This is a genomic window from Streptomyces griseomycini (genome assembly GCF_014203535.1).
Classification (GTDB): domain Bacteria; phylum Actinomycetota; class Actinomycetes; order Streptomycetales; family Streptomycetaceae; genus Streptomyces; species Streptomyces griseomycini.
Genome location: NZ_JACHJI010000021.1, coordinates 52959 through 79129 on the forward strand (window position 1 = coordinate 52959; position 26171 = coordinate 79129).

Annotated in this window: 17 protein-coding genes and 3 CRISPR repeat arrays; of the genes, 7 read left to right on the forward strand and 10 right to left on the reverse strand. The window is 71.6% G+C overall.

Annotated elements, in window-relative coordinates; genetic code table 11:
- Window positions 1–204: 204 nt before the first annotated feature.
- Window positions 205–4131 carry a MobF family relaxase gene (gene mobF / locus FHS37_RS35005; protein ID WP_184828753.1) on the forward strand — a complete coding sequence of 1309 codons (3927 nt, stop codon included), beginning with the start codon at window positions 205–207 and terminating at the stop codon, window positions 4129–4131.
- Between the two features lie 202 nt (window positions 4132–4333).
- A CRISPR array of direct repeats spans window positions 4334–6143; the repeat unit is 29 nt; unit sequence GGGACCATCCCCGCGGGTGCGGGGAGCAG.
- A gap of 92 nt (window positions 6144–6235) precedes the next feature.
- On the opposite strand, the gene cas2e is transcribed toward mobF, so the two are convergent.
- From cas2e to cas3, 8 genes are read right to left on the reverse strand one after another with little or no spacing between them, the layout of a single operon-like run.
- Complete coding sequence (gene cas2e / locus FHS37_RS35010) at window positions 6236–6598, reverse strand: type I-E CRISPR-associated endoribonuclease Cas2e (RefSeq protein WP_184828755.1); 363 nt, start codon at window positions 6596–6598, stop codon at window positions 6236–6238.
- Complete coding sequence (cas1e, locus tag FHS37_RS35015; protein ID WP_184828757.1) at window positions 6595–7563, reverse strand: type I-E CRISPR-associated endonuclease Cas1e; 969 nt, start codon at window positions 7561–7563, stop codon at window positions 6595–6597. Before cas1e ends, cas2e begins: the two co-directional genes overlap by 4 nt.
- Window positions 7560–8348 carry a type I-E CRISPR-associated protein Cas6/Cse3/CasE gene (gene cas6e / locus FHS37_RS35020; protein WP_184828759.1) on the reverse strand — a complete coding sequence of 263 codons (789 nt, stop codon included), beginning with the start codon at window positions 8346–8348 and terminating at the stop codon, window positions 7560–7562. Before cas6e ends, cas1e begins: the two co-directional genes overlap by 4 nt.
- Window positions 8348–9091: a type I-E CRISPR-associated protein Cas5/CasD gene (gene cas5e / locus FHS37_RS35025; RefSeq protein WP_184828761.1), complete on the reverse strand. Its 744-nt coding sequence runs from the start codon at window positions 9089–9091 to the stop codon at window positions 8348–8350. The genes cas6e and cas5e overlap by 1 nt, the downstream gene beginning before the upstream one ends.
- Window positions 9088–10284, reverse strand: a complete 1197-nt coding sequence (gene cas7e, locus FHS37_RS35030) for a type I-E CRISPR-associated protein Cas7/Cse4/CasC (RefSeq protein ID WP_184828763.1) — start codon at window positions 10282–10284, stop codon at window positions 9088–9090. Before cas7e ends, cas5e begins: the two co-directional genes overlap by 4 nt.
- Window positions 10281–10961 (reverse strand): type I-E CRISPR-associated protein Cse2/CasB, encoded by a 681-nt coding sequence (gene casB, locus FHS37_RS35035; protein WP_184828765.1) that lies wholly within the window; start codon window positions 10959–10961, stop codon window positions 10281–10283. Before casB ends, cas7e begins: the two co-directional genes overlap by 4 nt.
- Entirely contained in the window at window positions 10958–12721 is a 1764-nt protein-coding gene (casA, locus tag FHS37_RS35040; protein WP_184828767.1) for a type I-E CRISPR-associated protein Cse1/CasA, read from the reverse strand. Before casA ends, casB begins: the two co-directional genes overlap by 4 nt.
- Entirely contained in the window at window positions 12705–15566 is a 2862-nt protein-coding gene (cas3, locus tag FHS37_RS35045; RefSeq protein ID WP_446001702.1) for a CRISPR-associated helicase Cas3', read from the reverse strand. The genes casA and cas3 overlap by 17 nt, the downstream gene beginning before the upstream one ends.
- A gap of 283 nt (window positions 15567–15849) precedes the next feature.
- A CRISPR array of direct repeats spans window positions 15850–17528; the repeat unit is 29 nt; unit sequence CTGCTCCCCGCACCCGCGGGGATGGTCCC.
- 395 nt (window positions 17529–17923) lie between these two features.
- Window positions 17924–18745: a CRISPR direct-repeat array (repeat unit 29 nt; unit sequence CTGCTCCCCGCACCCGCGGGGATGGTCCC).
- A gap of 482 nt (window positions 18746–19227) precedes the next feature.
- Here cas3 and FHS37_RS35050 point away from each other — a divergent pair.
- Together FHS37_RS35050 and FHS37_RS35055 are read left to right on the forward strand one after the other, a co-directional pair.
- Window positions 19228–19434, forward strand: a complete 207-nt coding sequence (locus FHS37_RS35050; protein WP_184828771.1) for a hypothetical protein — start codon at window positions 19228–19230, stop codon at window positions 19432–19434.
- 98 nt (window positions 19435–19532) lie between these two features.
- Complete coding sequence (locus FHS37_RS35055) at window positions 19533–19808, forward strand: hypothetical protein (RefSeq protein ID WP_229890183.1); 276 nt, start codon at window positions 19533–19535, stop codon at window positions 19806–19808.
- A gap of 537 nt (window positions 19809–20345) precedes the next feature.
- Here the strand turns inward: FHS37_RS35055 and FHS37_RS35060 are convergent.
- Together FHS37_RS35060 and FHS37_RS35065 are read right to left on the reverse strand one after the other, a co-directional pair.
- Window positions 20346–20900, reverse strand: coding sequence for a hypothetical protein (locus FHS37_RS35060; protein ID WP_184828775.1), 555 nt, complete (start codon window positions 20898–20900; stop codon window positions 20346–20348).
- A gap of 29 nt (window positions 20901–20929) precedes the next feature.
- On the reverse strand, window positions 20930–22024 hold the full coding sequence (locus FHS37_RS35065; RefSeq protein WP_184828777.1) for a C40 family peptidase: 1095 nt from the start codon (window positions 22022–22024) through the stop codon (window positions 20930–20932).
- A gap of 257 nt (window positions 22025–22281) precedes the next feature.
- On the opposite strand from FHS37_RS35065, the gene FHS37_RS35070 reads away from it, so the two are divergent.
- From FHS37_RS35070 to FHS37_RS35085, 4 genes are all read left to right on the forward strand, one after another.
- On the forward strand, window positions 22282–23166 hold the full coding sequence (locus tag FHS37_RS35070) for a hypothetical protein (RefSeq protein ID WP_184828779.1): 885 nt from the start codon (window positions 22282–22284) through the stop codon (window positions 23164–23166).
- A 13-nt stretch (window positions 23167–23179) separates the two neighbouring features.
- Window positions 23180–23509, forward strand: a complete 330-nt coding sequence (locus tag FHS37_RS35075) for a hypothetical protein (RefSeq protein WP_184828781.1) — start codon at window positions 23180–23182, stop codon at window positions 23507–23509.
- A gap of 10 nt (window positions 23510–23519) precedes the next feature.
- Complete coding sequence (locus tag FHS37_RS35080; RefSeq protein ID WP_229890182.1) at window positions 23520–24275, forward strand: hypothetical protein; 756 nt, start codon at window positions 23520–23522, stop codon at window positions 24273–24275.
- A gap of 85 nt (window positions 24276–24360) precedes the next feature.
- A complete protein-coding gene (locus FHS37_RS35085; protein WP_229890181.1) occupies window positions 24361–26169 on the forward strand; it encodes a hypothetical protein in 1809 nt (602 codons plus the stop codon).
- Window positions 26170–26171 lie beyond the last annotated feature (2 nt).

A 26171-nucleotide genomic window follows, 5' to 3' on the forward strand; every position in this document is an offset into this window, starting at 1 on the left:
TGACATCCAGTGGCAGACTCCACCGACCTCTCCGTGGCAGACGACACTCGAGCCTCGGTCCGGCCCTTCACCGTTGACTCCTCCCGCCCACCGCTTTATCGTCGCTACTCAGTCAAGATCAAAGTCGAATGGACAAAGGTACGTCTCTTACGGGAACGTACGCGGCCGTCGGCCGCCGAGGACCGAGGGGAGGGGCGGCAGCCGATGGCCTGGGTCACCGGGATCGTGGACGACGGGCAGGTCGAGTACCGCCTCACCGGCCATGCCGGCTGCTACGTCCGGCACGACGGCGAAGGCCTCGCCGGGCAGTCCCGACCGGATGTCGGCGACCAGGTCGACTACCGCATGGACGCCACCGAGGACGGCACCCTCGTGTGGATCGGCGAAGGCCTCACCGAAGTCGGCCAGATCCCCGGCACGGTCCTCGACGAGGCGGGCAGGCATGCCGCACGGGCCCTGGCCAAGGGCGTCCACCCCCTCACCGGTGAGCAGCTGGTGCGTACCGAGCTGCGCGCGCACCCGCGTGCCAAGCTGACCGGCGCCCGGTTCGTGGCGGCGGTCGAGGCGGCGGCCGAGGCCGCCGGGTGCGAGCCTGCCGATCTGTTCGCCGGCAAGCCCAAGCAGGCGAAGAAGTGGGCGACGCTCACGCGGATGGTGCACCGGAAGGGCGAGCGGCACCGGCTGCAGATCGATTCCCTGCACCGCCTCGCCCGCGCGGCCGGACTCGCCCTGGAGGACGTCTACGACGCCGACGAGCTCGCCGAGGCCCGCGCCCACGAGGGGGAGCGGGTCAGCGTCCGTATCCGTGCCTACGACCTCGTCGCCGACCTGCCCAAGAGCGACTCCACCCTGTGGGCACTGCTCGCCGAGCGGCACGAGAAGGAGTTCCGCGCCCTGGTCCACCGGGCCAAGCGGGAGGCCTTCGCCGAGCTGGAGCGGTGGATCGGCTACGGCCTGGCGGGCGAGAACGGCGAGCTGCACCGCATCGCCACCGGCGGACTGCTCGGCTGGAGCGTCGAGCACCAGTCCGCCCGCCCGGTCGACGACACCCCCGGCGACCCCCACCTGCACGTACACATCGTGATCGTCAACATGGCCCGCTGCGAGGACGGCCGTTGGCGAGCCATCGCCAACGGCGGCATGGACCTGCACCGACACGCCAAGGCCTTCGACGCCCTGTTCAAGGCACGCGTGCGGGCGCTGGCCCACGAGCGGTTCGGCGTGCTCCGGACCCGCTCGCCGCGCACCGGCGCCTGGGAGGTCGAGGGCATCCCCGAGCCGCTGCGCGACCACTACTCCCGCCGCGCCGCCCAGGTCGACGCCCTCGCCGGCGCCGACGCCAGCCGCGAGGAGAAACTGAGGGTGTCGACCGAGACCCGGCACGCCAAGCACGACACCGGCCTCATCGACCTGCGCGCCACCTGGCGTCGGCGCGCCGAGGACCTCGGTCACGACGTCGACGCGATGGTCGCGGCAGCCGCTCCCGGACCGCCCGGCCCCGACGGGCCGCTCGCCGTGGCCGGGCCCGACGGCCCGCGCATCCCGTCGCCCGAGCGGATCGCCGCCGAGGTGTTCGACCCGCAGCACGGGCTGACCGCGTTCGACAAGGAGTTCAGCAGAGCCCAGCTGCTCGCCCGGGTCGCGGACGCCTGCCCGCTCGGCCTGGAGGCGAGCGAGCTGGAGGCCCTGGCGGAGCGGGTGCTCGAGGTCGAGGGGTACGCCCAGGCGCTGCCGCCGCGCGGCTCACAGCTGATGGCGCACACCGAGCGCTACACCACCCGCGACATCATCCGGGCCGAGCAGACCGTCGTGGACCAGGCACGGGTTCGTCACGCCGACGGTTCCGCCCGCCTGAGCCCGGGCCAGGCGGCGGCCGCCGTCTCCGTGTTCGAGGTGGCCGCCGGGTTCACCCTCGCAGCCGAACAGCGGCGCGTGGTGGAACGGCTGCTGACGGCAGGGCACGGCGTGGACGCCGTCGTCGGCGTGGCCGGATCGGGCAAGACGAGCCTGATGGAGGCCTGCCGGATCGGCTGGGACGGAGTCGGCCTGACGTACGCCGGCGCCTCTCTGTCGGCGGTCGCCGCACAGAACCTGTACGAGGGGTCAGGCATCCCCTCCCGCACCGTCGCCGCCTGGCTGCAGCGCATCCACGACGGTGACGGGCTCACGGGCATCGACGTCCTGGTCCTGGACGAGGCGGCGATGACCGACGACCGGTCCCTGGCCGCGCTGCTCACCGAAGCCGCCCGCACCGGCACCAAGGTCATCGCGATCGGCGACCCGCAGCAACTGCAGGCCATCGGCCCCGGCGGCGGCTTCGCCGAGGTGCACCGCCTGGTCGGCGGCGAGACGCTCGTGGTCAACCGGCGGCAGAAGGACGCGGGTGAGCGGGCCGCGCTGGAGATCTGGCGCACCGGAGCCCGCGAGCAGGCTCTGAACCTGCTGGCCGACCGTGGCCGCGTCCACGCCACCGACAGCGCCGACGACGCCCGCCGCTCCCTCCTCACCGCCTGGGACGAGGCCCGCGCCCGCTACGGCGACGTGTACGACATGCTCGAGAACCTGGTGGTGCTGGCGGCCCGCAACCACGATGCCGCTCTGCTGAACGCCGGTGCGCAGGCCCTGCGCCGGGCGGCCGGCGAACTCGGCCGCGCCCACCGCTACGCTCTGCCCGGCGGCGACCACCTCACCCTGGCCGTCGGCGACGTCGTCCGGGTGCGCACCAACGACTACCGGTCCCGCCGCGGCGCCGGCCCCGACATCCTCAACGGCTACCGCGCCGTCGTCACCGACATCGCCGACGACCACCGGGTGCAGATCACCTGGCGGCGCGAGAACGGCGACGGCACGACCCGCACCGACCAGGCCTGGCTGACCGTCGATCAGGTCGCTGCCGGGGCCCTCTCCCTAGGCTACGCCATGACCATCGCCGCATCCCAGGGCCTGACCACCGACACCGCCCTCGTGTACGGGCTGGGCGCGAACGCCTACGCCCTCTACCCCGGCATCACCCGCGCCCGCACGGCCAACCGTCTGTGGCTGCCCACCGCCGCCCTGGAGGCCCCGGAAACCCGGGCCCGGCTCGGTGAGCCCCACGACGAGACCGAGCTCCTGGAACGCGCCCTGCAGGCATACGCCGCGCTGCTGCGCCAGGACCGCGCCGACACCATGGTCGGCGACCGGCTGCGCGCCGCCCCCGAACCGGTCGCCCCGTCGGCGCCCGCGGCCGACGAACCCGCCTTCCCGGCCTGGAACGACCACGACGCCCGCCCGTACGGAGCACTGCCCGCCGCCCAGCTGGAGGCCCGGCTGGCGAAGACGCTGCGGGCGGCCGCGACCACCGAGGACGCAGCCGAGGAGCGGACCCGCCGGGCCCGGGAACTGGCGGCCGCCGCGGCGGAGGAGCCCAGCGCCGGTCAGCGCACCGCGCAGGCCGCGGCCGCCGTCCTCGCAGCGGCCGACCGGCTCGCCGTCCGGGCCCAGCAGGAGGACGGCATGGCGCACCGCGCCGCGGCCACCGCCGCACAGGCCGAGAGCGTCAAGGAAAAGATCGAGGCGGCCTTCGGCCGCAGTCGGCTTGCCCTGCGGCTGGCCGGCACCTCTCGCGCCGAACAGCAGGCCCTGCTCACCCAGTACACGCGGCAGCTGGCCGAGGCGCGCGAGGAACAGCAGCGTGCCGAACATGCCGCCGCCGCTGCCCGCCGGCAGGCCTGGCAGACGCTGCGCACCTCCCCGTACGCCGAGGCCCTCCGCGCCCACGGCGCGCTCAGCGAGGCCCCCGACGATCCGGCGGTCATGCGGCAGCGGTTCGCCGCGATGCACGCCCACCTGCCCACGCTGGCCGCACAGATCGACACGGCCCGCGCCGAAGCCGCCCAGCAGGCCCGCCTCGAGGCCGTCGCGCTGCACACCAAGGCCCGCGATCTGCGCGAGGCTGCCGAGCAGCTCCAGGCCGAGCAGCAGGTGCGCCGCCACACCAGCGCCCAGGCCCCACAGCGGCACGCGGCCGACGAGGCGGCCCGCACTGCGGCGCTGCAGCAGGAGCAGCGACAGAGCGCACTGCGAGCCCGGCAGACCCGTGAACAGGCCGGGCACCGGCAGCCGGGCGACGGTGTCCGTACCGGTATGTGACCTAAGGCCGAACAGGCTCAGAGCCCCGCGTCCGAGGGTCCGGCGAAGACCAGGGAGACCACGTCGGGCGCGACTGGTTCGGGAGCCATCCCCGCGGGCGCGGGGAGCAGTACCGGTGGGACATCAACCAGACCGGTTGGGCGGGACCATCCCCGCGGGTGCGGGAGCAGACCGGCCTGTACCCGCCCGGCGGACTGCGGCAGGGGCCATCCCTGCGGGTGCGGGGAGCAGTTCCTCGCCCACCCCGAGCACGTGCTGGGCACGGGACCATCCCCGCGGGCGCGGGGAGCAGGGCACGAAGGCCGAGGACACACAGAAGGCGTTGGGACCATCCCCGCGGGTGAGGGGAGCAGGCCGGGGGCCGCGCCGCCGGTGTTGTTGACGTGGGACCATCCCCGCGAGCGCGGGGAGCAGTGACACACGGCTACGGACGGCACGGTGACGCAGGGACCATCCCCGCGGGTGCGGGGAGCAGGGGGGCACGCTCAGCGAGTCGACGCGCCGTTGGGGACCATCCCCGCGGGTGCGGGGAGCAGAGCACGAAGGCCTCTCAGAAGGTGCTTGCGGACCACAAGGGACAGGGACTATCCCCGCGGGTGCGGGGAGCAGGCGTCGCCTTCGAGGTGGCGCCCTCGCGTATCGGGACCATCCCCGCGGGTGCGGGGAGCAGCTCGCCGCCCTCGCGGACGGCTCCTGCCGCTGGGGACCATCCCCGCGGGTGCGGGGAGCAGCGGGTTGCTCACGGGCTCGGCTCCTGGTCGTCGGGACCATCCCCGCGGGTGCGGGGAGCAGGCGTCGCCTTCGAGGTGGCGCCCTCGCGTATCGGGACCATCCCCGCGGGTGCGGGGAGCAGGTGCAGCTTGGCGAGGCCATGGCCGACCCGCAGGGACCATCCCCGCGGGTGCGGGGAGCAGCGGACCGGACCAACGGCGACACCGGTCGACGCGGGACCATCCCCGCGGGTGCGGGGAGCAGGATGCGCTCGAGCTCGATCGCGATTGCGGCCGGGGACCATCCCCGCGGGTGCGGGGAGCAGAGCCGGAGCCCCATCCTCAGCAGCGGGCCGTAGGGACCATCCCCGCGGGTGCGGGGAGCAGGAACTGCGCCTCGGTCAGCAGTTGGCCGACGATGGACCATCCCCGCGGGTGCGGGGAGCAGAGCCGGACACCCGCGAGGTCGACTCCGGCCTCGGGACCATCCCCGCGGGTGCGGGGAGCAGCCGCTCCGGAGGGCTCTTCCTCAGGCATCGACGGGACCATCCCCGCGGGTGCGGGGAGCAGCTCCTGTCACCACGCCGGTACTCTCTGCAAGCGGGACCATCCCCGCGGGTGCGGGGAGCAGTCGGGTCCCGCTGTGTGCTCGGGGGAGATCCTGGGACCATCCCCGCGGGTGCGGGGAGCAGTGCACGCTCACGATGGACAACAACGACGGCGCGGGACCATCCCCGCGGGTGCGGGGAGCAGCTCGTGCCGGTGCTGCCGACGATCGCGGACGCGGGACCATCCCCGCGGGTGCGGGGAGCAGAGGTAGTCGGAGTTCGCGTCGAACCAGTTGACGGGACCATCCCCGCGGGTGCGGGGAGCAGACCGCGACCCCAAGCTCGGGGCGGCTCTCCTGGGGACCATCCCCGCGGGTGCGGGGAGCAGGCCGAGCACACCCGCGACACCGGACACGAACGGGGACCATCCCCGCGGGTGCGGGGAGCAGACGTCCTGAGTTCCTCCTCGCTGTAGAAGGAGGGGACCATCCCCGCGGGTGCGGGGAGCAGTCGTACACCACCGTCGTGAACCCGGCACCCTCGGGACCATCCCCGCGGGTGCGGGGAGCAGCGACGAGGGGTCTCCGTTGGGTCGGTCATGGCGGGACCATCCCCGCGGGTGCGGGGAGCAGCGCCCGTCAGCCTGTTGCGGCCCCGGCCACTGGGGACCATCCCCGCGGGTGCGGGGAGCAGCCGACTCAGGGGGTCGCGGCCGGGATCGCGACGGGACCATCCCCGCGGGTGCGGGGAGCAGACTGGGTGACCTGCGGCTTTACTGGCGCTGGGGGTCGTTTCCGAGTACTTTCTTCGGTTCCGGCAAATAGGGCATAAGTGGCTCGATGTGTATCAGCCCCTCCCGAAGCGTCGGCGTTTGGCGGCCCTGCTCCAGCCAGGTGGTGGACCGTTCTGGGGAGTTGGGCCGGGAGCGGGTGCGTTCGGGTCGGGGCGGCGGATCAGGGTGACGCCCTCGTGGTCGGTCGGGTGCCAGGCGTGGTCGTGGGTACGGAAGGTGAAGCCCTGCTCGTTGTTCGTGGTGTGGGCCAGCAGGGCGCGGCCCTGTCCCGCGTACTGCTGGACCTCTTCCCAGAGCACGTCGCGGATCCGGGCCGAGGGGTTGCCCACGAACACGCCTGCGGAGATCTCCAGCAGCCAGCGCGTGAGGAAGCCGCGCAGGCCGGCCGGGCAGTTGGTGAGGACGATGACGGTCACCAGAGCGCATCCCCGTAGTCGTCGGGTCCGTCGTGGTTGACGCCGGAGGCGACCTGGTGGCCGCCGTCGCTGTGGAGCGTGACGACGTCCCGGTCGTCGCCGGGGTCGGTGGGGCCGGCCGTTTCCGGGAGCAGGAGGCGTTTGATGTCGTCGACGCATCGGTTCAGCAGGGACGTTTCGTTGATGCGATCCCGCAGTGCGCGGCGGGTGCGGGGGCCGACGTCCTCCTCGTCCTGTGCGGCCACGTCGAAGGCGAGCGGGATGCCGATCTCCGTCTTGTAGAGGTCGGCGACGTCCAGGACGAAGGACAGTTCGTGGCCGGAGTGGACGAAACCGAGGGCCGGGCTGCATCCCAGGGAGGTGACGACGGCATGGGCGATGCCGTACATGCACTGGGCGGCGGCGGTGACGGCCTGGTTGACGGCGTCACCGTCGGCGAAGTCGCCGGGGGTGTAGCGGCGGCCCCGCCAGGGGACGCCGGTGCGGGCGGCCTCGGCTCGGTAACAGTCCTTGACGCGTCTTCCTTCGCGGCCGAGGAGTTCGTGCCGGGTGAGGCCGGCGGGGTCCTCGTCCGGGAAGCGCAGTTGGTACATCTTCCGTGCCATGGCGAGGCGGCTGCGTGGGTTGGCCCACTGCCGGGCCTGGGCCTCCATGAGGGCGGAGGAGCGGCTGAGGGCGCGGCCGGACGCGTAGTAGCGCACGCCGTGTTCACCGACCCAGCAGACCGCCGCGCCGGTCTCGCCCAGCACGCTCATGGCCTGGTGGGTGACGCGTGTGCCGGGGCCGAGGAGCAGGGTGCCGATGGTCGCCGACGGGATGTGGGTGGTGCCTTCCGCGTCCTGGGCGGTGATGGCGTTGGCGTCGCGGTGGACCGTGCAGCGTTCCAGGTAGACGAAGGAGAGGCGTTCGTCGGTGCGGGTGAGCTGTCTTGGGGTGAGCGCCGGGCGTCGGGAGACCGTGCTCATGGTGCTTGCCGGGTGGGCTGGGTGAGGGGTGCCAGGGTGAGGAGGCCGCAGCCGTAGGCGCGGGCCCGGCCGACGCCCTGGGTGAGGGTGCGGCGCAGGGCGTCGGGGTCGGTGACCTCCAGCCGTCCTTCGAAGGTGACGGTGACGACGGTGACCGGTTTGTCCCGACGGCCGCCGGAGCTGCGGGACTTGTCGAAGGAGAGGGACCGCGTGTCCTGTACGGCCAGCTCGTACCGGTCGCCGGGGTGGGGGCGCTTGTGGTGGGTGGTGCCCTCGGGCAGGAGCCGCCGGTCCGCCGGCTTCTCGCAGACGCGGAAGCCGAGGCGTTTCTGGCGTTCCTCGTCGAGGAGCCAGCCCATCTGGTGGACGGGCGTGAGGTGAGCGGTGAGCTTGCGGGGTTCGCCCTCCTTGCGGCGGACGGTGTGCACGGGGTTCGCGGTCAGGCGGAACGCCCAGCGGTCGCCGGCGGTCAGCCGGTCGAGGAGCGGGGCGTAGGGCCGGGTCTGCCAGCCGGGGTTCTCGGGGCCGGCGACGGCGGGCCATCCGGCCTGCTCGACCAGGTGCGTCAGGTCGGGACGGTCGGGGCTGACGATGTACAGCAGCACCTCGGCGCGGGCCCGCTGGTCCAGCCGCCACAGCACGCGCGGTGCGCCCGGCACCGGGCTGTCGGAGGGCAGGATGTGCGGGAAGGACGACATGACGGCCGCGTGCATGGCCTGGGGCGAGGACAGGAGGCGTCGGGCGCCGGGCCGTGCGGTGTTGACGCGGAAGCGGGAGATGAACATCAGGCGCTCTCATCCTCCAGAGCGTCGAGGGCGGCGAACGGTTCGTGCGCGTCCTGCGCACGGCTGCCGCCCGCCGGGATCGGCGTGGGCACGGGGACGGTGACGACGGTACGCAGCGCGTGCCGCCGGTGGGCGGCGTCGAAGCTGATCGGCTGGTCGCGCAGGACGTCTGCTGCCCCGGCGGACTCGTCGGCGGCCGTCTCCCGCAGCACGGTCAGGTTCTGCGGGGTCCGGTGGCGTCTGCGGTACCAGACGGAGGCCTGCCACGGCACGCTCACCAGTACGTCCTCGAGGCGTGCGTCCTCGTACAGTCCGAGGTCGACCGGTTCGGAGGGCGGGCACGAGCGCCGCCCCAGGTAGGGCGGGTACGCCGGAGCGCGCAGGGCGTCGTGCAGGCCGGTGAGCAGAGTGTGGTCGCCCTCGACGGCGGCGACGAAGACGGCGTCGGCGAGGTAGAACCGCTCGGACAGCGGCATGGACGCGCCGGTGACGCCGTGGTGGGCGGTGTGGAAGTCCCGGACGCGGGTGCCGGACTGGTCGATGCGGACGCCGAACCGGAGCGCCGCCAGGGGGGCGAGGCGCGCGTCGTCGCCGCGTTCGATGCCGGACGCCGAAGCGAGCAGGCCGATGACACCGCTCTTGGTCGGGGCGGATTCGGTGGTGCGGCGGGTGAAGCGGGAGGAGGCCCCCCAGGACTGCAGGGGGCCTGCCAGGCGGAGGGCGAGCACGCTGGTGCGGCTCATGCGGGCTTCTCCAGGCGTTCCGTGACGGCCTGGCCGACGGCGGCGGCGAGTTCGCGCAGCGTGCCGGTCTCGGTGCCGAGTTCGGCGAGCTTCTGCGTGGCGGGGCCGACGCGCAGGACCCAGGTGAGGGTGGTCTCGGGGTCGCCGTAGGCGCGTTCGACGTCGGAGGCGTAGGCGGCGAGCCGGTCGGCGGCCTCGCGCAGGTGTCCGCCGCCGTCGCTGCGGACCGGGTCCTCGAAGGCGGCGACGCAGCTGATCGGCCGGGTGGTGCGGAGCTTGACGACGACGGCGTCGGGCTCGGTGTGGTGACCGAAGGTGTTGATCTTGCCGGTGGGGAGGGAGGCGACGAAGGCGTGCACGAACGCCTCGACGGCGCGACGCACGGGCTCGGTGCGCGGTTCGTCGTCGCGCAGGCCCTGGCCGAGGTTGGCGGCGAGCTGGTGCACGCCGAGGGCGGCGTAGCGGTAAAGGGTGGCGGAGTTGAAGTCGACGGTGCCGATCATTCCGGCGCCGGTCTCCTCGTCCGTGTTCTCGTCGTCGACGGCGGTGTAGTAGTCGGACTCGTTGTCGACCCGGTGGACGCTGAGGGCGTGCGCGACCTGCACGGCGGCGTCGACGTTGATGTCGGCGACGTCGGCGACCATGCGTCCGAAGAGGGCGATGTCCACGGAGTGACGGGTGTCCGCGAGCTCCTTGGCGCGGGCCTTGTTCTCCTTGGTCTTCAGGAACGCCGTGATGTCGGCGGCGCCGTCGAGGGCGAGGCGGGCCAGGCCGTCGAGCTGCCGGGAGCTGAGGAAGACCAGGTACTTGCTTTCGGGGGCGGGGGTGGGGCTGCCGTCCTTCTTCGCCTGGTCGGCCTTCCGCTTGGGAACCTCGGTCTTGAAGCCCGCGGCCTTGACCGTCTCGTCGGCGAGGTTCAGTGCCGTCTCCCGTTCGACGGACGGGTCGAGCCCGGCGATCCGGTCCGCCAGGAGTTCCACCACCTTCTTGGTCCGCACGCCCAGCTCGGCGGGGTCGAGCAGGTGCTCGTCACGGAAGTAGGTGCGGATGGCCCGCTTCCACGCCTGGCTGGAGACACGGGCGCGGGGGACTCCGCCGTAGACGGCCGTCTTGGGCGCGCCCGTGTCGTCCCGGTTGAGGTTGCTGGGCGGGACGGTCTGCAGGGCGTGCACGTCCAGGAAGATGCGGTTCACGAGGCGTCCTTGTCGGTGTCCGGGGTGGTGTTCTCGTCGGGGGCCGGCCGGGTCCGCCGCTGCTCGTGGAAGGAGCGACCCCACCTGCGGCGGACGGCGGCGGGCCCGTCGGGCCACTGCCAGATGTAGAGCTGGCCGGCGAGAAGGGCGTAGTCGAGCGGGATGTCGTCGCGGCGCAGCAGGGCGACGATGTCGCGCAGCCGCTGGGCGAGGGTGACGAGGTCGGCGGCGGCGCCCGCGCGGACCAGGCGCTTGCGGACGGGTTCGTCGACGCCGTCGGCCGGCATCAGGCGCCGGACCGCCGCGCCCAGGCCGCCCGGCCGCTCACGGGTGTGCCGGCGGTGCATGGGAAGGCCGCGGGACTGCTGGTGGAAGGCCCACAGCGTGAGGGCCGCGTGCAGCGCGTTCTCGGCACGGACCAGCTCCTGCTCGCTCAACGGCCGCGTCCCCCCGGCCGGAGTGTGGAGCGGGTCGGTGTCGATCAGGCTCCACAGGTCGGGCATCTCGCCCGCCTCGCGGCCTGCGCCGCGGCGCAGGCGGGCGAGCGCGGCGACGGCCTGGGACCTGTCCTTGAGGTAGCCCTCCTGCCAGGGGGCGATGTGCGCGGCGGCGAGCTCCGCGACCCTCTGGTGGACCGGGACTGCGGCGGGCGGGGCTGATGCGGATGCGGTGGTCATACGTGCGCCTTCGGGTCGGTCGCGGCATGGTCGGTTTCCGGCAGGTCAGTCGGCCCCGGCCCGGGCGGTCCGCCGTCGGTCGAGGCGACGGCACCTCCGCCGCTGCCTCCGGAGTCCGGGGAGCCGGGGTCACCCAGGGCCCTGGCCAGACGCCCCCGGAACCACGCGTCGGCCAGGCCCGCGTTCAGCCAGTGGGTACGGCCCTTCTTGTCGGTGTGGATCCGCCCCTCCCAGGCCGCGTCACCCGCGGCGGCCACGAGACGATCACCGAGGCGGCCCACCGTCTGCCGCACCTGACGCTGCCATGTGTGCCGGTGCCCGAAGGGGTCGGGAGCGTCCGCCATCGCGGACAGCCAGCCGCGGTACGGATGCTCCAGCGCGTCGAATCCCTCGGCATGGGCCGCGGACATCGGCCCCTCCTCCTCGGACCCGGTCGCCCGGGCCAGGTCGGCCGCGAGATCGCCCAGGGCCCGCACGGCCCGGTCGGCATCCTCGGCCGCGGCGACGGCCTGCCGGGCGTACGCGGGGTCCTGCCGGTGCAGCAGGACGACCGGCATCACCAGGCGGTCGTCGACGACCTCGTCGATCACGGACTGCTGGGTCCCGTACCTGACGCCCACCACCCGGGCGCGCACGAGGGAGCGGCGGGAGAGGTGGCCCTCGGTCACCAGACGGGCGATCCACTCGAGGACCCGCGGTCGCAGGCGCGAGGCGCCCTCGGCGCCGCCCCCGTCCTCCAGCCGGTCGGCGACGAGCGCGGCGATGCCCCGCCAGGCCGAGCGGGCCGGATCGTGTTCGAGAGGCAGGTACACGGGTGACTGCCCCAGCTTCTTCTCCTGCGCGGGGCTGCGCCGCCACGGGGTCATCGGCTCGCAGCGATGCATGTTCCGGGAGACGAGCGGATCTCCGTAGCCGAGGACGACACCGTGGACGCCGTCCGCGTCGTAGTGCAGGCGCACCCGCCGGGACTGCCAGGTGTACAGATCACGGAGACCGGTCGCGGAACGCCCGTCGGAGCCCGGACCGCAAGGCTCACGACGCCAGGCCGGCCGGTCGCCGGGGGAGAAACCGAGCTCTTCGGTGTCCGCCGCCACCAGGTTGAGCAGCAGGGTCTCGCGCAGCGTCTCGCCCTCCGCGAAGACGCCGCCCAGTCCGCCCGCCCAGCCGGTGCCGAGCGGATACACCTTGCCGCCCTTGACCCGGTCGTCGCCGGTCATGCCGGTCTTGATGCCGGAGGTGTCATAGGCGTGGACGTGGACGACCCACCGGGCCGCCTCGGCGAAGGACAGCCGTTCCACGTCCGGCATCCGCGCGCTGAAGAACGGCTCTCCGGCAGGCACGTCGGCCACGATCCGGTTGAGGGAGAAGACCTCGTCCTTCGCCGTGCGCAGCCCGGCGGTCTGCAGGAACGGCGTGACCGGGTGGAGCAGGTCGAACCGGTCGCGGTGCTCCTCCAAGTAGGCCTGGACAGGGGCGAAGCAGTCGGGGTCCTCCCACAGCTCCGCCCACTCCTCGATGTCGCCGGGACCGTCCAGGGCGTCGTGGACGACGGCCAGGAGGAGGCGGAGCAAGGCGAACTCCTGGGTGGCCAGATCGCCCACGACGTGTCGCAACTCATCGGCCTGGGCGAAGAGCCGGCGGAGCGACAGCTCGTCCTGGGAGCCGTCGCACCGCAGCACCCCGATCCACGGTCGGCTGGTCAGGTCGAAGGACAGCGCCTCGCCCACACCGGCACCGGGGGGTTCAGTCGTCCGCGTCACGGGTCACCTCAAGACCGTCGCTCGGGCTGTAACGGAGCAAGAAGCCTGCCAGGTGGGTCTGACAGTCCTCGTCGAGAGCGAGAATCAGCTGGTCGGCGAGCCAAGGGCTGTCCTTGCCCTGCCACTTGGGCAGGTACAGCTGTTCCAGTTCCTCGATGGCCCGGTCCATGGTCTCGCCGGAGAACTGCAGGGGAAGCCGCAGTCCGCAGCTCGCGGCCGTACGGGCCGCGAACCGCGTCGGCGTCGCGTCCTGCGGCAGCTCGATGCCGGCGCGCTGTCGCTTCTTGCCGTCCGGCTCGAGCCATGGCAGGGTGGCGAGGCTTCCGTCACCGCGCCGCTGCACGACGACGACCTCCAGGCTGTCCCGGCTGTCGCGGACCTGGGCACGCCCGGCGGGAGTGTCGTCCGTGTCCCCCACACCGGCGGCGACCCAGCCGAACAGCGGCCGACCCGGTTTGCCGACGTCTCCCAGACGGAACACGGCGGCGCGCTCCGCCTGGTCGTCGCGGTGCCGCTCGAACTGCTCACGCGCCTCCTTCAGCGCGCCCTGCCAGTGGTCCGGCCCGACCTCTCCTTCCCCGTACGCGCTCTGCACGAGAGGACTGATGTCCGCCGGAAGCTCCACCGGCCGCCGGGGCTCGCCGTCGAGGTGGGGGAGGAGCACCGCGGCCGACCGCAGCAGGGCGTGCCGCCCGTACACGGCGACCGATCCCCGCACCGGGGCGGGCACGTCCGCCGTCCAGTCGGCTCCCGTCACCAGGCAGCGCCCGGTCCGCAGGCGCTCGGGCCGGTTCCCCTGGTCCTGCCCGCGCCGGTGGCGGTGCAGGCGGCCCATGCGCTGCAGGAGCAGGTCGACGGGGCACAGGTCGCTGACCAGCAGGTCGAAGTCGACGTCCAGGGACTGCTCGGCGACCTGGCTGGCCACCACGATGTGCCGGCCCGTGGGCCTGTCCTTCGTCTTCTCCGGAGGCCCGAAGAGCCGGAGCAGCGTGCTGTCCTTGTCCGCCCGGTCGAGGTCGACGAAGCACGAGTGGGCCACGGTCACGTTCCCGGCGCCGAACCTGTCGCGCAGCGCGCGAGCCGTCTCCAGCACCCGCTTGACCGTGTTCCGGATCACCAGGACACAGCCGCCGTCGGCCAGTTCGCTCTCCAGCCGGTCGGCGAGGACGTCCAGGCCGTCGGCAAGGCGCTCCACCCGCACCGCCGTCGACCGGGCCGACGCCTGCGGGCGGCGGACCAGCGGAACGCCACCCGGTGCGACGGCCGTCAGCAGCGGGTACGCGTCCGATGCGGTCACGTCCCCGGGCATGGCCGCATCGACCCGGCCGGAGTACGCCTCGGCGAGTTCACGCCTGCGCGAGGCCAGCAGGGTCGCGGACAGCACCACCACCGGAACCCGGTACGCGCCCAGCCAGGACAGCACCCGGTCCAGGTACACGCTCATGTACGTGTCGTAGGCGTGCGCCTCGTCGATGACGACGACCTTCCCGGCGACGGCGAGGTGCCGCAGCGCCAGGTGCCGGCTCTTCAGCCCGGCGAACAGCAACTGGTCGATGGTTCCCACGACGAACGAGGCCAGCATGGCCCTCTTACGGCCACGCAGCCAGGCATGTGCCACGAGCTCGGCACCCGCGCGGTGCTGTCCGTCCCGCTGCTGCCGAGACGCGGGCACCGCTTCGTCCACGTCGACGGCCACGACCCGGCCCGCGCGGGCCATCAGACCGGCGAAGTCCTCATTGAGAGCCGCCTTGGAATGGGCCAGGTGCACCGAGCGGCGTGAGCCCGCCACCCCCGGCAACCGGTCCAGCCAGTCGAGCAGACGAGGGAACATCGCATTGCCGGTGGCCATGGTGGGCAGGGCGAAGAACACCCCTCCCGCACCCGAACGCGCCGCGAAGATCTCGGCCACGGCGAGCGCCGCCTCCGTCTTGCCCTCGCCCATCGGCGCCTCGACGATCATCAGACCGGGCGTCTCCATCTCCCGGGCCAGCTCCACGGCCGCTTCCTGAACAGGGCGCACCTTCGCCTCCGCCGGCAGTCCGAACCGGGAGGCGAACAGCTCCTGGGCGCTTCGGTCAGGTTCTTCGGCCCGCCAGGGCTCCGGCAGGTCCAGCCCCCGCCAGGCCGCGGCAAGACGCTCCTGGTCATCGCGGGACGCCCCGTCGGGGAAATACGGGAAGAGGTCCGGATTGCTGGCGATCCAGTCGGAGACGATGACCAACGCGGTGAGCAGCACCTGCACCGGCTGCGGCAGTCTCACCGTCCGCCACTCGCCCAGCCGTTCCGTCACACCGAAACGGTCCGCGCAGGCGTCGAGCAGCTCGGTCTGCACCTGCCGCCAGACACGGCTGCTCGCACCAGGCGTGCGCAGCAACTCCTCGTGCCCGTAGAGGGCCTTGATCTGTCCGTGCTCGGGCGGCACACCATGGTGCCCGCCCACGGCAACCGTGAACTGCCCGGTCCGGGCGGACGCCCACCCGTGCTGTTCCTCCAGCCACTCCCCCAGCAGCACCTGCCCGGCCAGACCGTGCGGCGCGATCCGACGGTCCGGCCCCATCGCCTTCGCCGAGCTCATCTCCAACCCCTGGCCGCGCATCGCGTCGGCAAGCTGGTCGACCTGACAGGCGAACGCGGGAGTGGCCTTGCCGATGTCGTGCACGCCGGCAAGCCATACGGCGAGGGCGCGGGCATCCGGCTCACCCCGCGGCAACGCCCCGGCCACCAGCCTCCGCACCCCTATGGGCAGCCATCGGTCCCACAACAGGCTGGCCACCGCGGCGCTGTCCTCCATGTGCCGCCACAACGGCAGCCACCCGTCGGTGTCACGATCATGCTTGGCCCACACCGACCGAGCCGGCCCCCCGAGCCGACGTAGCAGGCCGGAAGGGGCACTCCCCCCATTGCTCATGAAGGATTGATACAGGGAGAGCCCGGCTCCGCACACCAAAATGGGCAAACAGAAGCGTTTACAGGAAGACAGCACTCCCAAGAAGTACGGTGATCGGCTCACCATCGATCCATTGAGAAGCACCTCCGAGACTGAAAAGCGCCGTATGGCCTATTTGCCGGAATCTGCACAAGTCCCCGAAAGCACGCCTTCCCAGCAATAAACTCGCAGGCCAGACAGTCTGCTCCCCGCACCCGCGGGGATGGTCCCGCGGGAGCCGCCGCGGGTGGGTTCGTCGGGGGCTGCTCCCCGCACCCGCGGGGATGGTCCCTCGACCCCGGCCGTCGCCGGGGTGAGCCCCCAGCTGCTCCCCGCACCCGCGGGGATGGTCCCGTCGGGGCCGCGGCCGGCGGATTCGTCGGCGCCTGCTCCCCGCACCCGCGGGGATGGTCCCCGGGATGAGTGCGGCCCACGCGACGAGGGCGACTGCTCCCCGCACCCGCGGGGATGGTCCCGGGAGAGCGGTGCCGGGGCGGGGGATCTCCAGCTGCTCCCCGCACCCGCGGGGATGGTCCCCGACCCGACGAGCATCGGGCAGGGCGGCGGGGTCTGCTCCCCGCACCCGCGGGGATGGTCCCTCACTGAGACTCGGAACGGCTCGGCAGGACTCCTGCTCCCCGCACCCGCGGGGATGGTCCCGTCGCGGGAGATCCGTGCGAGTCTGCCCATGCCTGCTCCCCGCACCCGCGGGGATGGTCCCTTTCCCTACTAGATCAAGCCGCCCGCACCGCGCTGCTCCCCGCACCCGCGGGGATGGTCCCAGGGTCTCGCCCCTGAAGACGCGGTCGAAGATCTGCTCCCCGCACCCGCGGGGATGGTCCCAGCGGCTCGTACTGCCAGATCAGGCCTCGGAGCTGCTCCCCGCACCCGCGGGGATGGTCCCGCGGCGACCGAGGTGGCCCCGCTGTGGTCCAACTGCTCCCCGCACCCGCGGGGATGGTCCCCTCGCGATCGGCGGCGAGCACGTGACCGCGTGCTGCTCCCCGCACCCGCGGGGATGGTCCCCTGGCCAACTCCAGCGACCCGGCATGGGACCGCTGCTCCCCGCACCCGCGGGGATGGTCCCGGTTGTCACCGAGCCGATCCATGACCTCTACCCTGCTCCCCGCACCCGCGGGGATGGTCCCAGCGGCGCGAGCAGCAGGGTAACTGGACGGCCTGCTCCCCGCACCCGCGGGAATGGTCCCAACTTGAAGCCTTCGACCGACAGACCGAGCTCCTGCTCCCCGCACCCGCGGGGATGGTCCCTCGATCCCGAACAGCCAGGCGCCGCCGGCCAGCTGCTCCCCGCACCCGCGGGGATGGTCCCTCCCGGTACGACAGCGGCGGAGTCTCGCTGTCCTGCTCCCCGCACCCGCGGGGATGGTCCCGGGCCGTCGTCCTGCTTGCAGCGGAGGCAGCGCTGCTCCCCGCACCCGCGGGGATGGTCCCAGCCACACGACGCGCAGCCGGTCACGCGGGTGCTGCTCCCCGCACCCGCGGGGATGGTCCCTCCTGCACCTCGTCCACGTAACAGAGGTCACCCTGCTCCCCGCACCCGCGGGGATGGTCCCGAAACTCCGCAACTCTCGGACATTCGTGGGAACTGCTCCCCGCACCCGCGGGGATGGTCCCGCGTCCGCGCGGTCCTGCGACCAGCGCGTCTCCTGCTCCCCGCACCCGCGGGGATGGTCCACGCCTCGAACGTGTTGCTGTATCCGGTCTGGCTCTGCTCCCCGCACCCGCGGGGATGGTCCCGCTCGCGATTGCGTGTTCGAGATCGAGTCCGCCTGCTCCCCGCACCCGCGGGGATGGTCCCCGCCTGCGATTGCTGGGGTGTGCATGTGCGTGCTGCTCCCCGCACCCGCGGGGATGGTCCCCACGAAACGGCGTCTCTGCTGTCTGGTAGAGGCTGCTCCCGCACCCGCGGGGATGGTCCCTACGACGACATCCGGCTCGCCCTCCAGGCCAGCTGCTCCCCGCACCCGCGGGGATGGTCCCAACGGCGACTCCCTGTCCCCGATCGTCAAGCTCTGCTCCCCGCACCCGCGGGGATGGTCCCTCGACCAGGGGCACGCCGCCGAGGTCGTGCGGCTGCTCCCCGCACCTGCGGGGATGGTCCCGGCGCGTCACACCACGGGCCTTCGCCGGCCACCTGCTCCCCGCACCCGCGGGGATGGGCCCACCCGGCCCGATCGGTGCTTGGATCGACCCAGCTGCTCCCCGCACCCGCGGGATGGTCCCGTTGCTTTCGGCACGGTCACGATCACACCGGTCTGCTCCCCGCACCCGCGGGGATGGTCCCACCGGCGAGATCACCTACAACGGCCGCACCTACTGCTCCCCGCACCCGCGGGGATGGTCCCCACATCCAGCTCGGCTCGACGTCCTCGGACTTCTGCTCCCCGCACCCGCGGGGATGGTCCCGGCTGCTCGGCGATCGTCAGGGAGGTGAAGAACTGCTCCCCGCACCCGCGGGGATGGTCCCCATTCAGGGCTTTTGAGGGTCCAGCATCGGCTCTGCTCCCCGCACCCGCGGGGATGGTCCCATCACGGCGGCGCCCTCCTTCCTGGTCAGACGCTGCTCCCCGCACCCGCGGGGATGGTCCCCCGATCCCGCCGCCGTCGACAGCGACGCGCCTCTGCTCCCCGCACCCGCGGGGATGGTCCCGCAGGGCTCGCGGCAAACGCGGACGCTCGCTCCTGCTCCCCGCACCCGCGGGGATGGTCCCGGGGATGCCGGCGGTCTCGGCACGGCGGATACCTGCTCCCCGCACCCGCGGGGATGGTCCCGAGGCGGGCGCCCAGTTGCGGCGACCTCGAATCTGCTCCCCGCACCCGCGGGGATGGTCCCCCGCTGCCCGAGCTGCGGGACGTGTACGAGAACTGCTCCCCGCACCCGCAGGGATGGTCCCCCGGCCGGCGGGGGCGCGACCCTCACCTACGGCTGCTCCCCGCACCCGCGGGGATGGTCCCCAGATCACGCACGCGTCGGATGCGTGGCTGGCCTGCTCCCCGCACCCGCGGGGATGGCCCTGTGCCGGGCGTTGCTGCGAGCCCTGGGACAGTCTGCTCCCCACACTCGCAGAGAGGGTCCCTTCGAGTCTGTTTGACAGCCGTTGGGGCAGTTGATCATTTTTCCCCGCATCTGAAGTACGGGCATTGGGGTTCAATCTCGTTCTGCCTTGATCCATTTATGTCAGGTGGCGGCCATCCTCTGCGCAGTGTCTGTCTTCCAATATGCGAGTCGTATAACGGCGTGCAGTCTGTACTCATGTTCAGCAGTAAGCACTGCACCCTTTCCGCGAGGCGACTGCACGCGCGATGGGCGAGCCGCCCTTGGGTGACCTTGTGTGCATCCACCTCCGGACTCGGTTCCCCGGGGCTTGCGGGGATGGCCCCATGCGGGTCGTCATCCAAAATTGCTCCCCGCGCATGCGGGGATATGACCAGAGAAGTAACAGAATGTGCTGACCTGCAAGCTGGTGGTGAGTGGCGCTGGTCCGCTTCGGCACCCGATATCAACCGCGCTGCTGGCAACTGGTACCCAAGTTGGTACCGCCCCAGGTACCCTGCTGGTATGCCAGCACTCAATATCGAATTCACCGCAGAGGAGATGGAGCGCCTTCGCGAGCGCGCCACGGTTACGGGTAAGAGCTTGAAGCAACATGCCCATGACGTGATTGTTGAAGAAGCGGATCGACTCGCCTTTGTGCGGGGCGCGACCGCCGAGGCTGAGCGGATCTTGCCTGGGGTCGCAGCTCACTTCCCGGAAGGCCTTCGTTGAGTCCTGTCATCCGCGTAGACGCTGGCTGGGTTCTCCAGATCCAGTCTGCTTTCTCGCCCCTCAACGTCCCTATCACGGACTGGGGAGCCCTCGGCTTCATGGCCGACAGGCATAAGTTCGAACGTGAACGAGGTGTGCTCTACTACGAGGAAGTCGCCTCGAGGGCCGCCACGTTCCTGCACACGGCACTGCTGCTGAGGCCTTTCGCGGACTACAACCTGGTCATCGGCTGGGCTTGTACGTACCAGTACATGCAGTTGTCAGGCGAGCCGGTTCACGCAAAGGATGAGGAGCTGTACGAGCTTGCCCGGGCAGTGCGTGCTCAGCAAGTCGACCTGAGGGACATCGCGCGGCAGCTTGAAGCATGGGCGTAAGCCACCGTGCCACTTACCCGTGGAGCTAGCCGCTCAGGCCACCTGACCTGTTCACACAGCTCGGTCTGCTCCCCGCACCCGCGGGGATGGTCCCGCCTGCATGGTGTGGTTCCCGGCGAGGACGACCTGCTCCCTGCACCCGCAGGGACAGTCCCACGCCCATCACCGCGTCCGCATGGTTCGCCGACTGCTCCCCGCACGCATTCCCGAATCGCGGCGAGCGGAACAAGCACACGCCGGTGCGGCCGAGTTGAGCTCCACCGGTGCGGTCACGTACAACCGCGGCAACAGGGTCTCCCGGGTCTCGGTCGGTTTCGCAACCCTGAGCCGCCAGGATGCCTGCTCTCATGCCCGCGGCCGGCTGCAATCGTCCGATCGAGACTCCCGTTCGACGCACACCCCTCAAGACCGGAACGGCAGCAACTCCTCAGTCACAACCGGATGCCGGCGGCCCCGCCGACTTCACGGAAGTCGAGCCGGAGCCGCCGCTCACGTACCCAGCTGACCCGCCGGATCCGCCAAGGAGGATGAGGAGGATCACGCGCTGTTCAGCTGCGCGGATGCGGCGGAGGGCAGGGCGAGGGCGTACAGCCGTTCTCGGATGCGGCGCACGATCTGGGAGTCGGGGCCGTGGATGTCGCCGGCGATCGTCAGCAGGTCGGCGCCCAGGCGCTGCCGGTCGGTCTCCGTCGGCATGGCCCGCCACAGGCTGTAGGCGCGGCGGGTGGCCGCCTCGACGTCGGGGTGCCGGGGGCCCTGGATGGTGACGCGCAGCTGCGCGGCGTGCAGGTACCAGGACAGACCCGACGGATGGTCCCCGGCGAGGGCGGCGAGGTAGCCCCGTACTTCGCGGACCTGGACCGTATGCAGGTGCAGTTCGCCGTACTCGGCGGTGACGTCCTGGTCGAGCCGGGCGGCGAGGGCGGCGGCATCCGGCAGGTGTCCGGTCCGGGCGACCTCGGCGACCTTGACGAGCCGGGCGCGCAGTGTCTCGGGAGCGAGCCCGGACGGGGCCGCCGCGGCGCCGGGCGCGGGTGCGCCCCAGAACTCCGGTGTCACCGTTCCCCAGGGGCGGTAGAGCGGCTCGGACATGGTCGGACTCCCCTGTCGTGGTACGAGGTTCACCAGTCCACCACACGGCGGACCTCGGTGATGCGGGTCAGGTAACTGGTGCTGTTGCGCCAGCTTTCGTACGTGACGATCCGGGTCTTCACCCCGGTGCGCGGCGCCTCGACGATCAAGCCGTTGCCGATGTACATGCCGACGTGCCCGGGCCGCGCGTCCGAACCGTCGGACCCTGGGTTGAACACCAGGTCGCCCGGCTTGGGCTTGTCGATGTCGACCTGGGTGCCGACGTTGACCTGGTCGTACGTGGTCCGCGGGATGCTGACCCCGGCCGCCCGGTAGGCCTGCTGCATCAGGGAGGAGCAGTCGCACCAGTGGGCCGGGTTCCTGCCCAGCGCGTCGGTGCAGTCGCCGCCCAGCTGATACCAGCCTCCTCGCTGTTTCAGCGCCCAGGCCACGGCGGTGCGGACCTCGTCCGGCGTTCCCTCGGGCAACTCGTAGCCGGCGGGCAGCGTGCCGTCCTCACTGGCGACGGGGGCGGCGAACCGGGCCGACATGGCCATGATGTTCTTCACGTAGTGGTACGTCTGCCCGGCGGCGAACGAGGGCGGCGGTACTCCCTTGAACTGGTCGACCCGGCCCCAGCCCGCGTTGTACCCGGCCAGCGCGAGCTCGATGGGGGAGCCGTTGTACTGCGGATGCGCCTTGCCCTTCTTCAGCAGGGAGCACATGAACCTGCCCTGGGCGGGGATGGCGTCCTCCGGGTCCCATACGTCCTTGCGGCCGTCCCCGTTGCCGTCCACGCCCCAGGTGGCCCAGGTACCGGGCATGAACTGGGCGATGCCCTGCGCGCCGGCGTAACTGCCCGCCTTGGGATCGAAGTTCGACTCCTGCTTGATCTGGGCGGCCAGTACGGCAGGGGACAGCCCTTCGCCGCAGTCCGCGGCCGCCCGCAGGATGAGCGGCGCGTACTGGGCGGGCACTCCGCCCTTGCCGATCCGCAGCCCCCCGACCGGGTTACCGACGCTGCCGTCGCCGTCCTCGCCGAACGTGGCGATCAGCAGGACCACACTCAGCCCCAGCGCGACCGGCGTCATCACGAACCCCAGCCCGAGGACCAGCAGGCCCCGCCTGACCGCCTTGCCTGTCATGCGGCCCCCCTCTTGACCTGCATGCAGATTTGCTCCCTCAAATCTGAAATTCAGACCCCGGAATGGGAACCGGTGTCCGAATCGCCGCGTGATGATCTGTGACAGTACGCCATCCCTGCACCTCAGTGAGACATGGTTATATCTCTTACTGGACACGCCAGTTGCCCGTGTAAGGTTCCCGCTGGGGGTGGCGGTGGCGGCGACCGTGCGAGCGGTTAGCCTACGCAAACGCCAAATGAGAAGGTACGGGGGAAAAGGTGCGTAAACGGACTGATGCCGTCCAGGCGCTGCCCGTAAGTGCGCGGCTGCTGGTGCCGGTGATGGCCGCCACCGGGGGAAGCGGCCGCACCACGGTCGCGAATTTCTTGGCCACCGAGTTGGCCGCGAACGGCTCCACGGTGGTCCTGGACCTCGCTCCCCGACTGTCCTCCCCCTGGCCCGCCCGGCTCACCGAGCAGAAGGCGGGTGGGTTGGCGGCGCTGCCGTCGGACCAGCCGCTGACACGGTCCGCCGTTCAGCAGGCGTGCGCCGTCGGTGCGGGCGCCGACGGCTCGTCGTGGCACATCCTGTCCGACGGACGGGAGTGGCACACACAGCCCTTGGCCCTGCCCGAGAATCCTGCCGCCTGGTACCAGCTGGCGGCGATCGGCGGCTGGCAGGCCGTTGTCGCGGACACCGTCCACCCGCTCGCCCACGACCTCCTGGCCGCCCGCTGCGCCGGCGAGACCGGGCAGACGCGTGGCTGGTACGACCTGCCGTACGCGGTGCCCGTGCTGTGTGCGGCCGCCACCGCCCAGGGCGTGCGAGGCCTGCAGCAGGCGGTCATGGCCCTGCACGCGGAAGGCCTGCCACTCCAGCGCACCGTCGTCGCCCTGATCTCCACCGGCGACGGCCGTCCACCGGTTGCGGTACGGGCCGGGGCGACCATGCTCACGTCCCGTACCGCCGCGGTGGTGCAGGTGCCCTACGACCCGCACATCCGCGCACACTCCTTGGCCGCCGCCCGCCTGCGCTCACGCACCCGGCAGGCCGCCGCCCAACTCACCGGGGCCGTCCTGGCCGCGGCACATGCCACCTGGGGTCATCCGCTCCCGGACGCGCCGCAGCCCGCCCCCGTCACCCCCGCAGTCACCGCTTCTTGACGAGGAACCGGATATGAGTCAGATCCTGGCCACCCTGAACACCGTCGCCGCCGACCCGCACTGGCACACCCTCGCCGACGCGGTCCCCGACGTCACCCCGGCGATGCCCAAGGAGGTCGACAAGCCTGTTCAGGCCATCCTGAACTGGACCGCCGGGCTCGGCCTGGCCGCGGCCGTCCTCGGCGGCCTGCTCGGCTGGGCCGCGGTCGCCGTCGGACACAACAGCGAGCGGGCCGCCCTGGCCGCACGCGGCAAGCAGGCCATCCTGTGGAGCCTGTTCGGGGCCGGCGGCATCGGCGTCACCGCCGCGCTGGTGACCACCTTCTACAACATGGGCAAGTGAGGACGGCCCGGTGAGCGACAGCAAGACCCGCAAGGCCCGGCTCACGCTCGCCGGGCTCGGCATCCTCACAGTCGGGGTGCTGGTCGGCGGTGGCGTCACTGCGGCCATGGTGCTTGGCGACGACTCCAGCGGCGGCAGGCCGTCGCCGAAGCCGACGGCCACGCCCTCGAATCCCAGCAGCTCTCAGCAGTCCGAGATGACTCCGGACAAGGCGCGCAAGCTCGAGCTTCAGGTCCCCACCGGTCAGAAGGACGGTCTGTCCACCGGCTTCTCCGACGGCCCGGTCGGGGCGATCTCCACGGCGGTCTACTTCTGGGAGGAGTACGCGTTTCTCGACGACCAGAAAGCCCGCCAGCAACTGGAGGCCATCGTCTCTCCGGATGCCGACGGTTATGTCGACGAGCAGATCTCCGAAGTACGCAAACTCCGGGAGAACACAGGCCTGCCGCCTTCCGGAGGCACCCCGGCCGGGGTGACCTTCAGCACCACGGTGAACGCCGTGCGCCCGACGTCATTGGACAAGACCGGCAAGGTGGTCCAGATCTGGATCAACTATGACCGGTACGCGACGAACACCGACGGCAGCCCCGATGACGAGCCGCTCAAGGACCAGACCATCGACCTGATCCTGAAACAGCAGGATGGGACCTGGAAACTCACCAACGAGCCGGAGTATCGCAAAAAGCGCAGCTTCGCCCGTGCCTACTTCCCCGACTCGCACGTCTCCTGGCAGGACGGATGGCGGCAGGTGAGGCATGCGGACTGAGTGCCGCCGTCACCTGCCGGCACGTCTTGCCGTTCTCCTCGCCGCCGTCCTTGTGTGCTTTGGTGGCACCCTGAGCACCGCGCCCATGGCGGCGGCCGTCGACAAGCCGGAGTACCACGCCGACCACGGTCCCGGCGACAACGGGGGCGGGTGTCCCGAGGAATTCGGCGACACCTGCGGCATCGACAAGGACGGCAACTACTGCGACTACTACAACATCGACGACGAGGACATCTGCCGCCTGCCCGAGGCCGGCGAGATGCCGGGGACCGGCGAGATCTGTTCCGACCCCAGCGTGTGCAGCGACGAGGAACGCAAGACCGTCGAAGAAGAGAAGCTGGAGAAGTGGCGCCAGACCAATCTCGAGTTGGTCAAAAAGGGCGAGCTCGAGCAGGCCGACTTCGACAAGTGGTTCAAGTACCTCGACACATGCGTCGACAAGGGAACTCCCCTGGAGGCCTGCAAGGAGCAGGCCTACGCGGAGTTCGGGCCGCTGGGCGGGGAGACCCTGGCCGACTGGGTCGGCAAGAAGATCAGTGAGATAGCGCGGGACGCGCTCGAGGAGGCCGCGCAGTACATCGGCAACGCGGTTGTCTGGCTGCTCGAGCAGTTCGCCGACATCTTCAACGACGCCTCCAGCATCGACCTCGACAACACCGGCATCAGCGAGCCGATGGGCATCGCCACGGCGTTGTCCGCCGCACTGGCCGTGTTCCTCCTGCTGCTGCAGTTCGGGAAGGTGTCCGTCAGCCACCGCGGCGAACACGCGGCGACGGCGATCTTCGGCCTGGCGAAGTGGGCGCTGATCACCGCGGCGTACTGGACGGTCACCACGACGGCGCTGCAGCTCTCCGACGCGATCTCCACCTGGATCATCGACTACTCCTTCGACGGCGGTGAGGGCACCAGCGCGGACGAGGCCATGAAGGCCCAGTTCGGCAAGCTGTTCGGCGGCCTGATCATCGGCGGTGGAGGCACTGCCACGGCAACCGGCGCGCTGGTCACCGGCCAGGGCGTCACCGCGGCCGCCGTCGCCGTGGTCATCGTCATCGGCATCGTGTGCATCCTGGCCATCGGCGCACTGTGGATCGAGATGATCCTGCGGCAGGCCGGAATCATGATCCTGGTCGCCACCATGCCGATCGTGCTGGTCGGGCAGATGTCGGACGCCACGAAGGACTGGTGGCCCAAGGCCCGGGACGCACTGCTGGCGCTCATCCTGATGAAACCGATGATCGTCTTCTGCTTCTCGATCGGCTTCTTCGCCATCTCCGAGGGCGACGGCATGCAGAACGTGATCGTGGGCCTGGTCATCTTCCTGATGGCGTGCTTCTGCTGGCCCGTCCTGGCGAAGTTCATGACCTTCTCCACCCTCGGTGCCGGCGCTGCCATGGCGGGCGGGCTGATCAGCTCCCTGGGCTCGTCGGCCGCTTCGGCGGGCGGCGGCTACCGGCCCGAACTCGGCGGTGCGGGTGCCGTCGGCGGCGGCCCCGCCTACACCCGGGCCCTGGAGCGCGACAACGCCCAGATCCAGGCCGGCGGCTCCAACGCCCAGGGCGGCGGGGGGTTTTGGACCAACGAGTCGCTCAAGGCCCGCGTCAAGGGACCCGGCGGCCGCCTCGGCACCCGGGTGGCCGGGCCGCTCGGCCTGGGCCTGCAGGTCCTCGCCGCGGGCAAGGACACCCTCGAGTCCGGCATGGCCAACACCGCCGCGCACGCCGGGCTCGACTCGGCCTCCCCCGGGGGCCGCCACGTGGTCATTCCGCCGCGCGGCCCGGACACGGCGAGCCTGCCTCCGGCCGTCCAGGAACGCGCACCGCAGCCGCGGCCGGACGCCGCACCCGTGGTCACCGGTCCGCCCAACACCGACATCCCGTCACCGAGGGAGGGATAGCC

Bases quoted from the DNA above. Each gene is read 5' to 3' on its own strand.
- mobF (WP_184828753.1), top strand. From the start codon at position 205: ATGGCCTGGGTCACCGGGATCGTGGACGACGGGCAGGTCGAGTACCGC.
- cas1e (WP_184828757.1), bottom strand. From the start codon at position 7,563: ATGAGCACGGTCTCCCGACGCCCGGCGCTCACCCCAAGACAGCTCACC.
- cas6e (WP_184828759.1), bottom strand. From the start codon at position 8,348: ATGTTCATCTCCCGCTTCCGCGTCAACACCGCACGGCCCGGCGCCCGA.
- cas5e (WP_184828761.1), bottom strand. From the start codon at position 9,091: ATGAGCCGCACCAGCGTGCTCGCCCTCCGCCTGGCAGGCCCCCTGCAG.
- casB (WP_184828765.1), bottom strand. From the start codon at position 10,961: ATGACCACCGCATCCGCATCAGCCCCGCCCGCCGCAGTCCCGGTCCAC.
- FHS37_RS35050 (WP_184828771.1), top strand. From the start codon at position 19,228: ATGCCAGCACTCAATATCGAATTCACCGCAGAGGAGATGGAGCGCCTT.
- FHS37_RS35055 (WP_229890183.1), top strand. From the start codon at position 19,533: ATGGCCGACAGGCATAAGTTCGAACGTGAACGAGGTGTGCTCTACTAC.
- FHS37_RS35060 (WP_184828775.1), bottom strand. From the start codon at position 20,900: ATGTCCGAGCCGCTCTACCGCCCCTGGGGAACGGTGACACCGGAGTTC.
- FHS37_RS35065 (WP_184828777.1), bottom strand. From the start codon at position 22,024: ATGACAGGCAAGGCGGTCAGGCGGGGCCTGCTGGTCCTCGGGCTGGGG.
- FHS37_RS35075 (WP_184828781.1), top strand. From the start codon at position 23,180: ATGAGTCAGATCCTGGCCACCCTGAACACCGTCGCCGCCGACCCGCAC.
- FHS37_RS35085 (WP_229890181.1), top strand. From the start codon at position 24,361: ATGGCGGCGGCCGTCGACAAGCCGGAGTACCACGCCGACCACGGTCCC.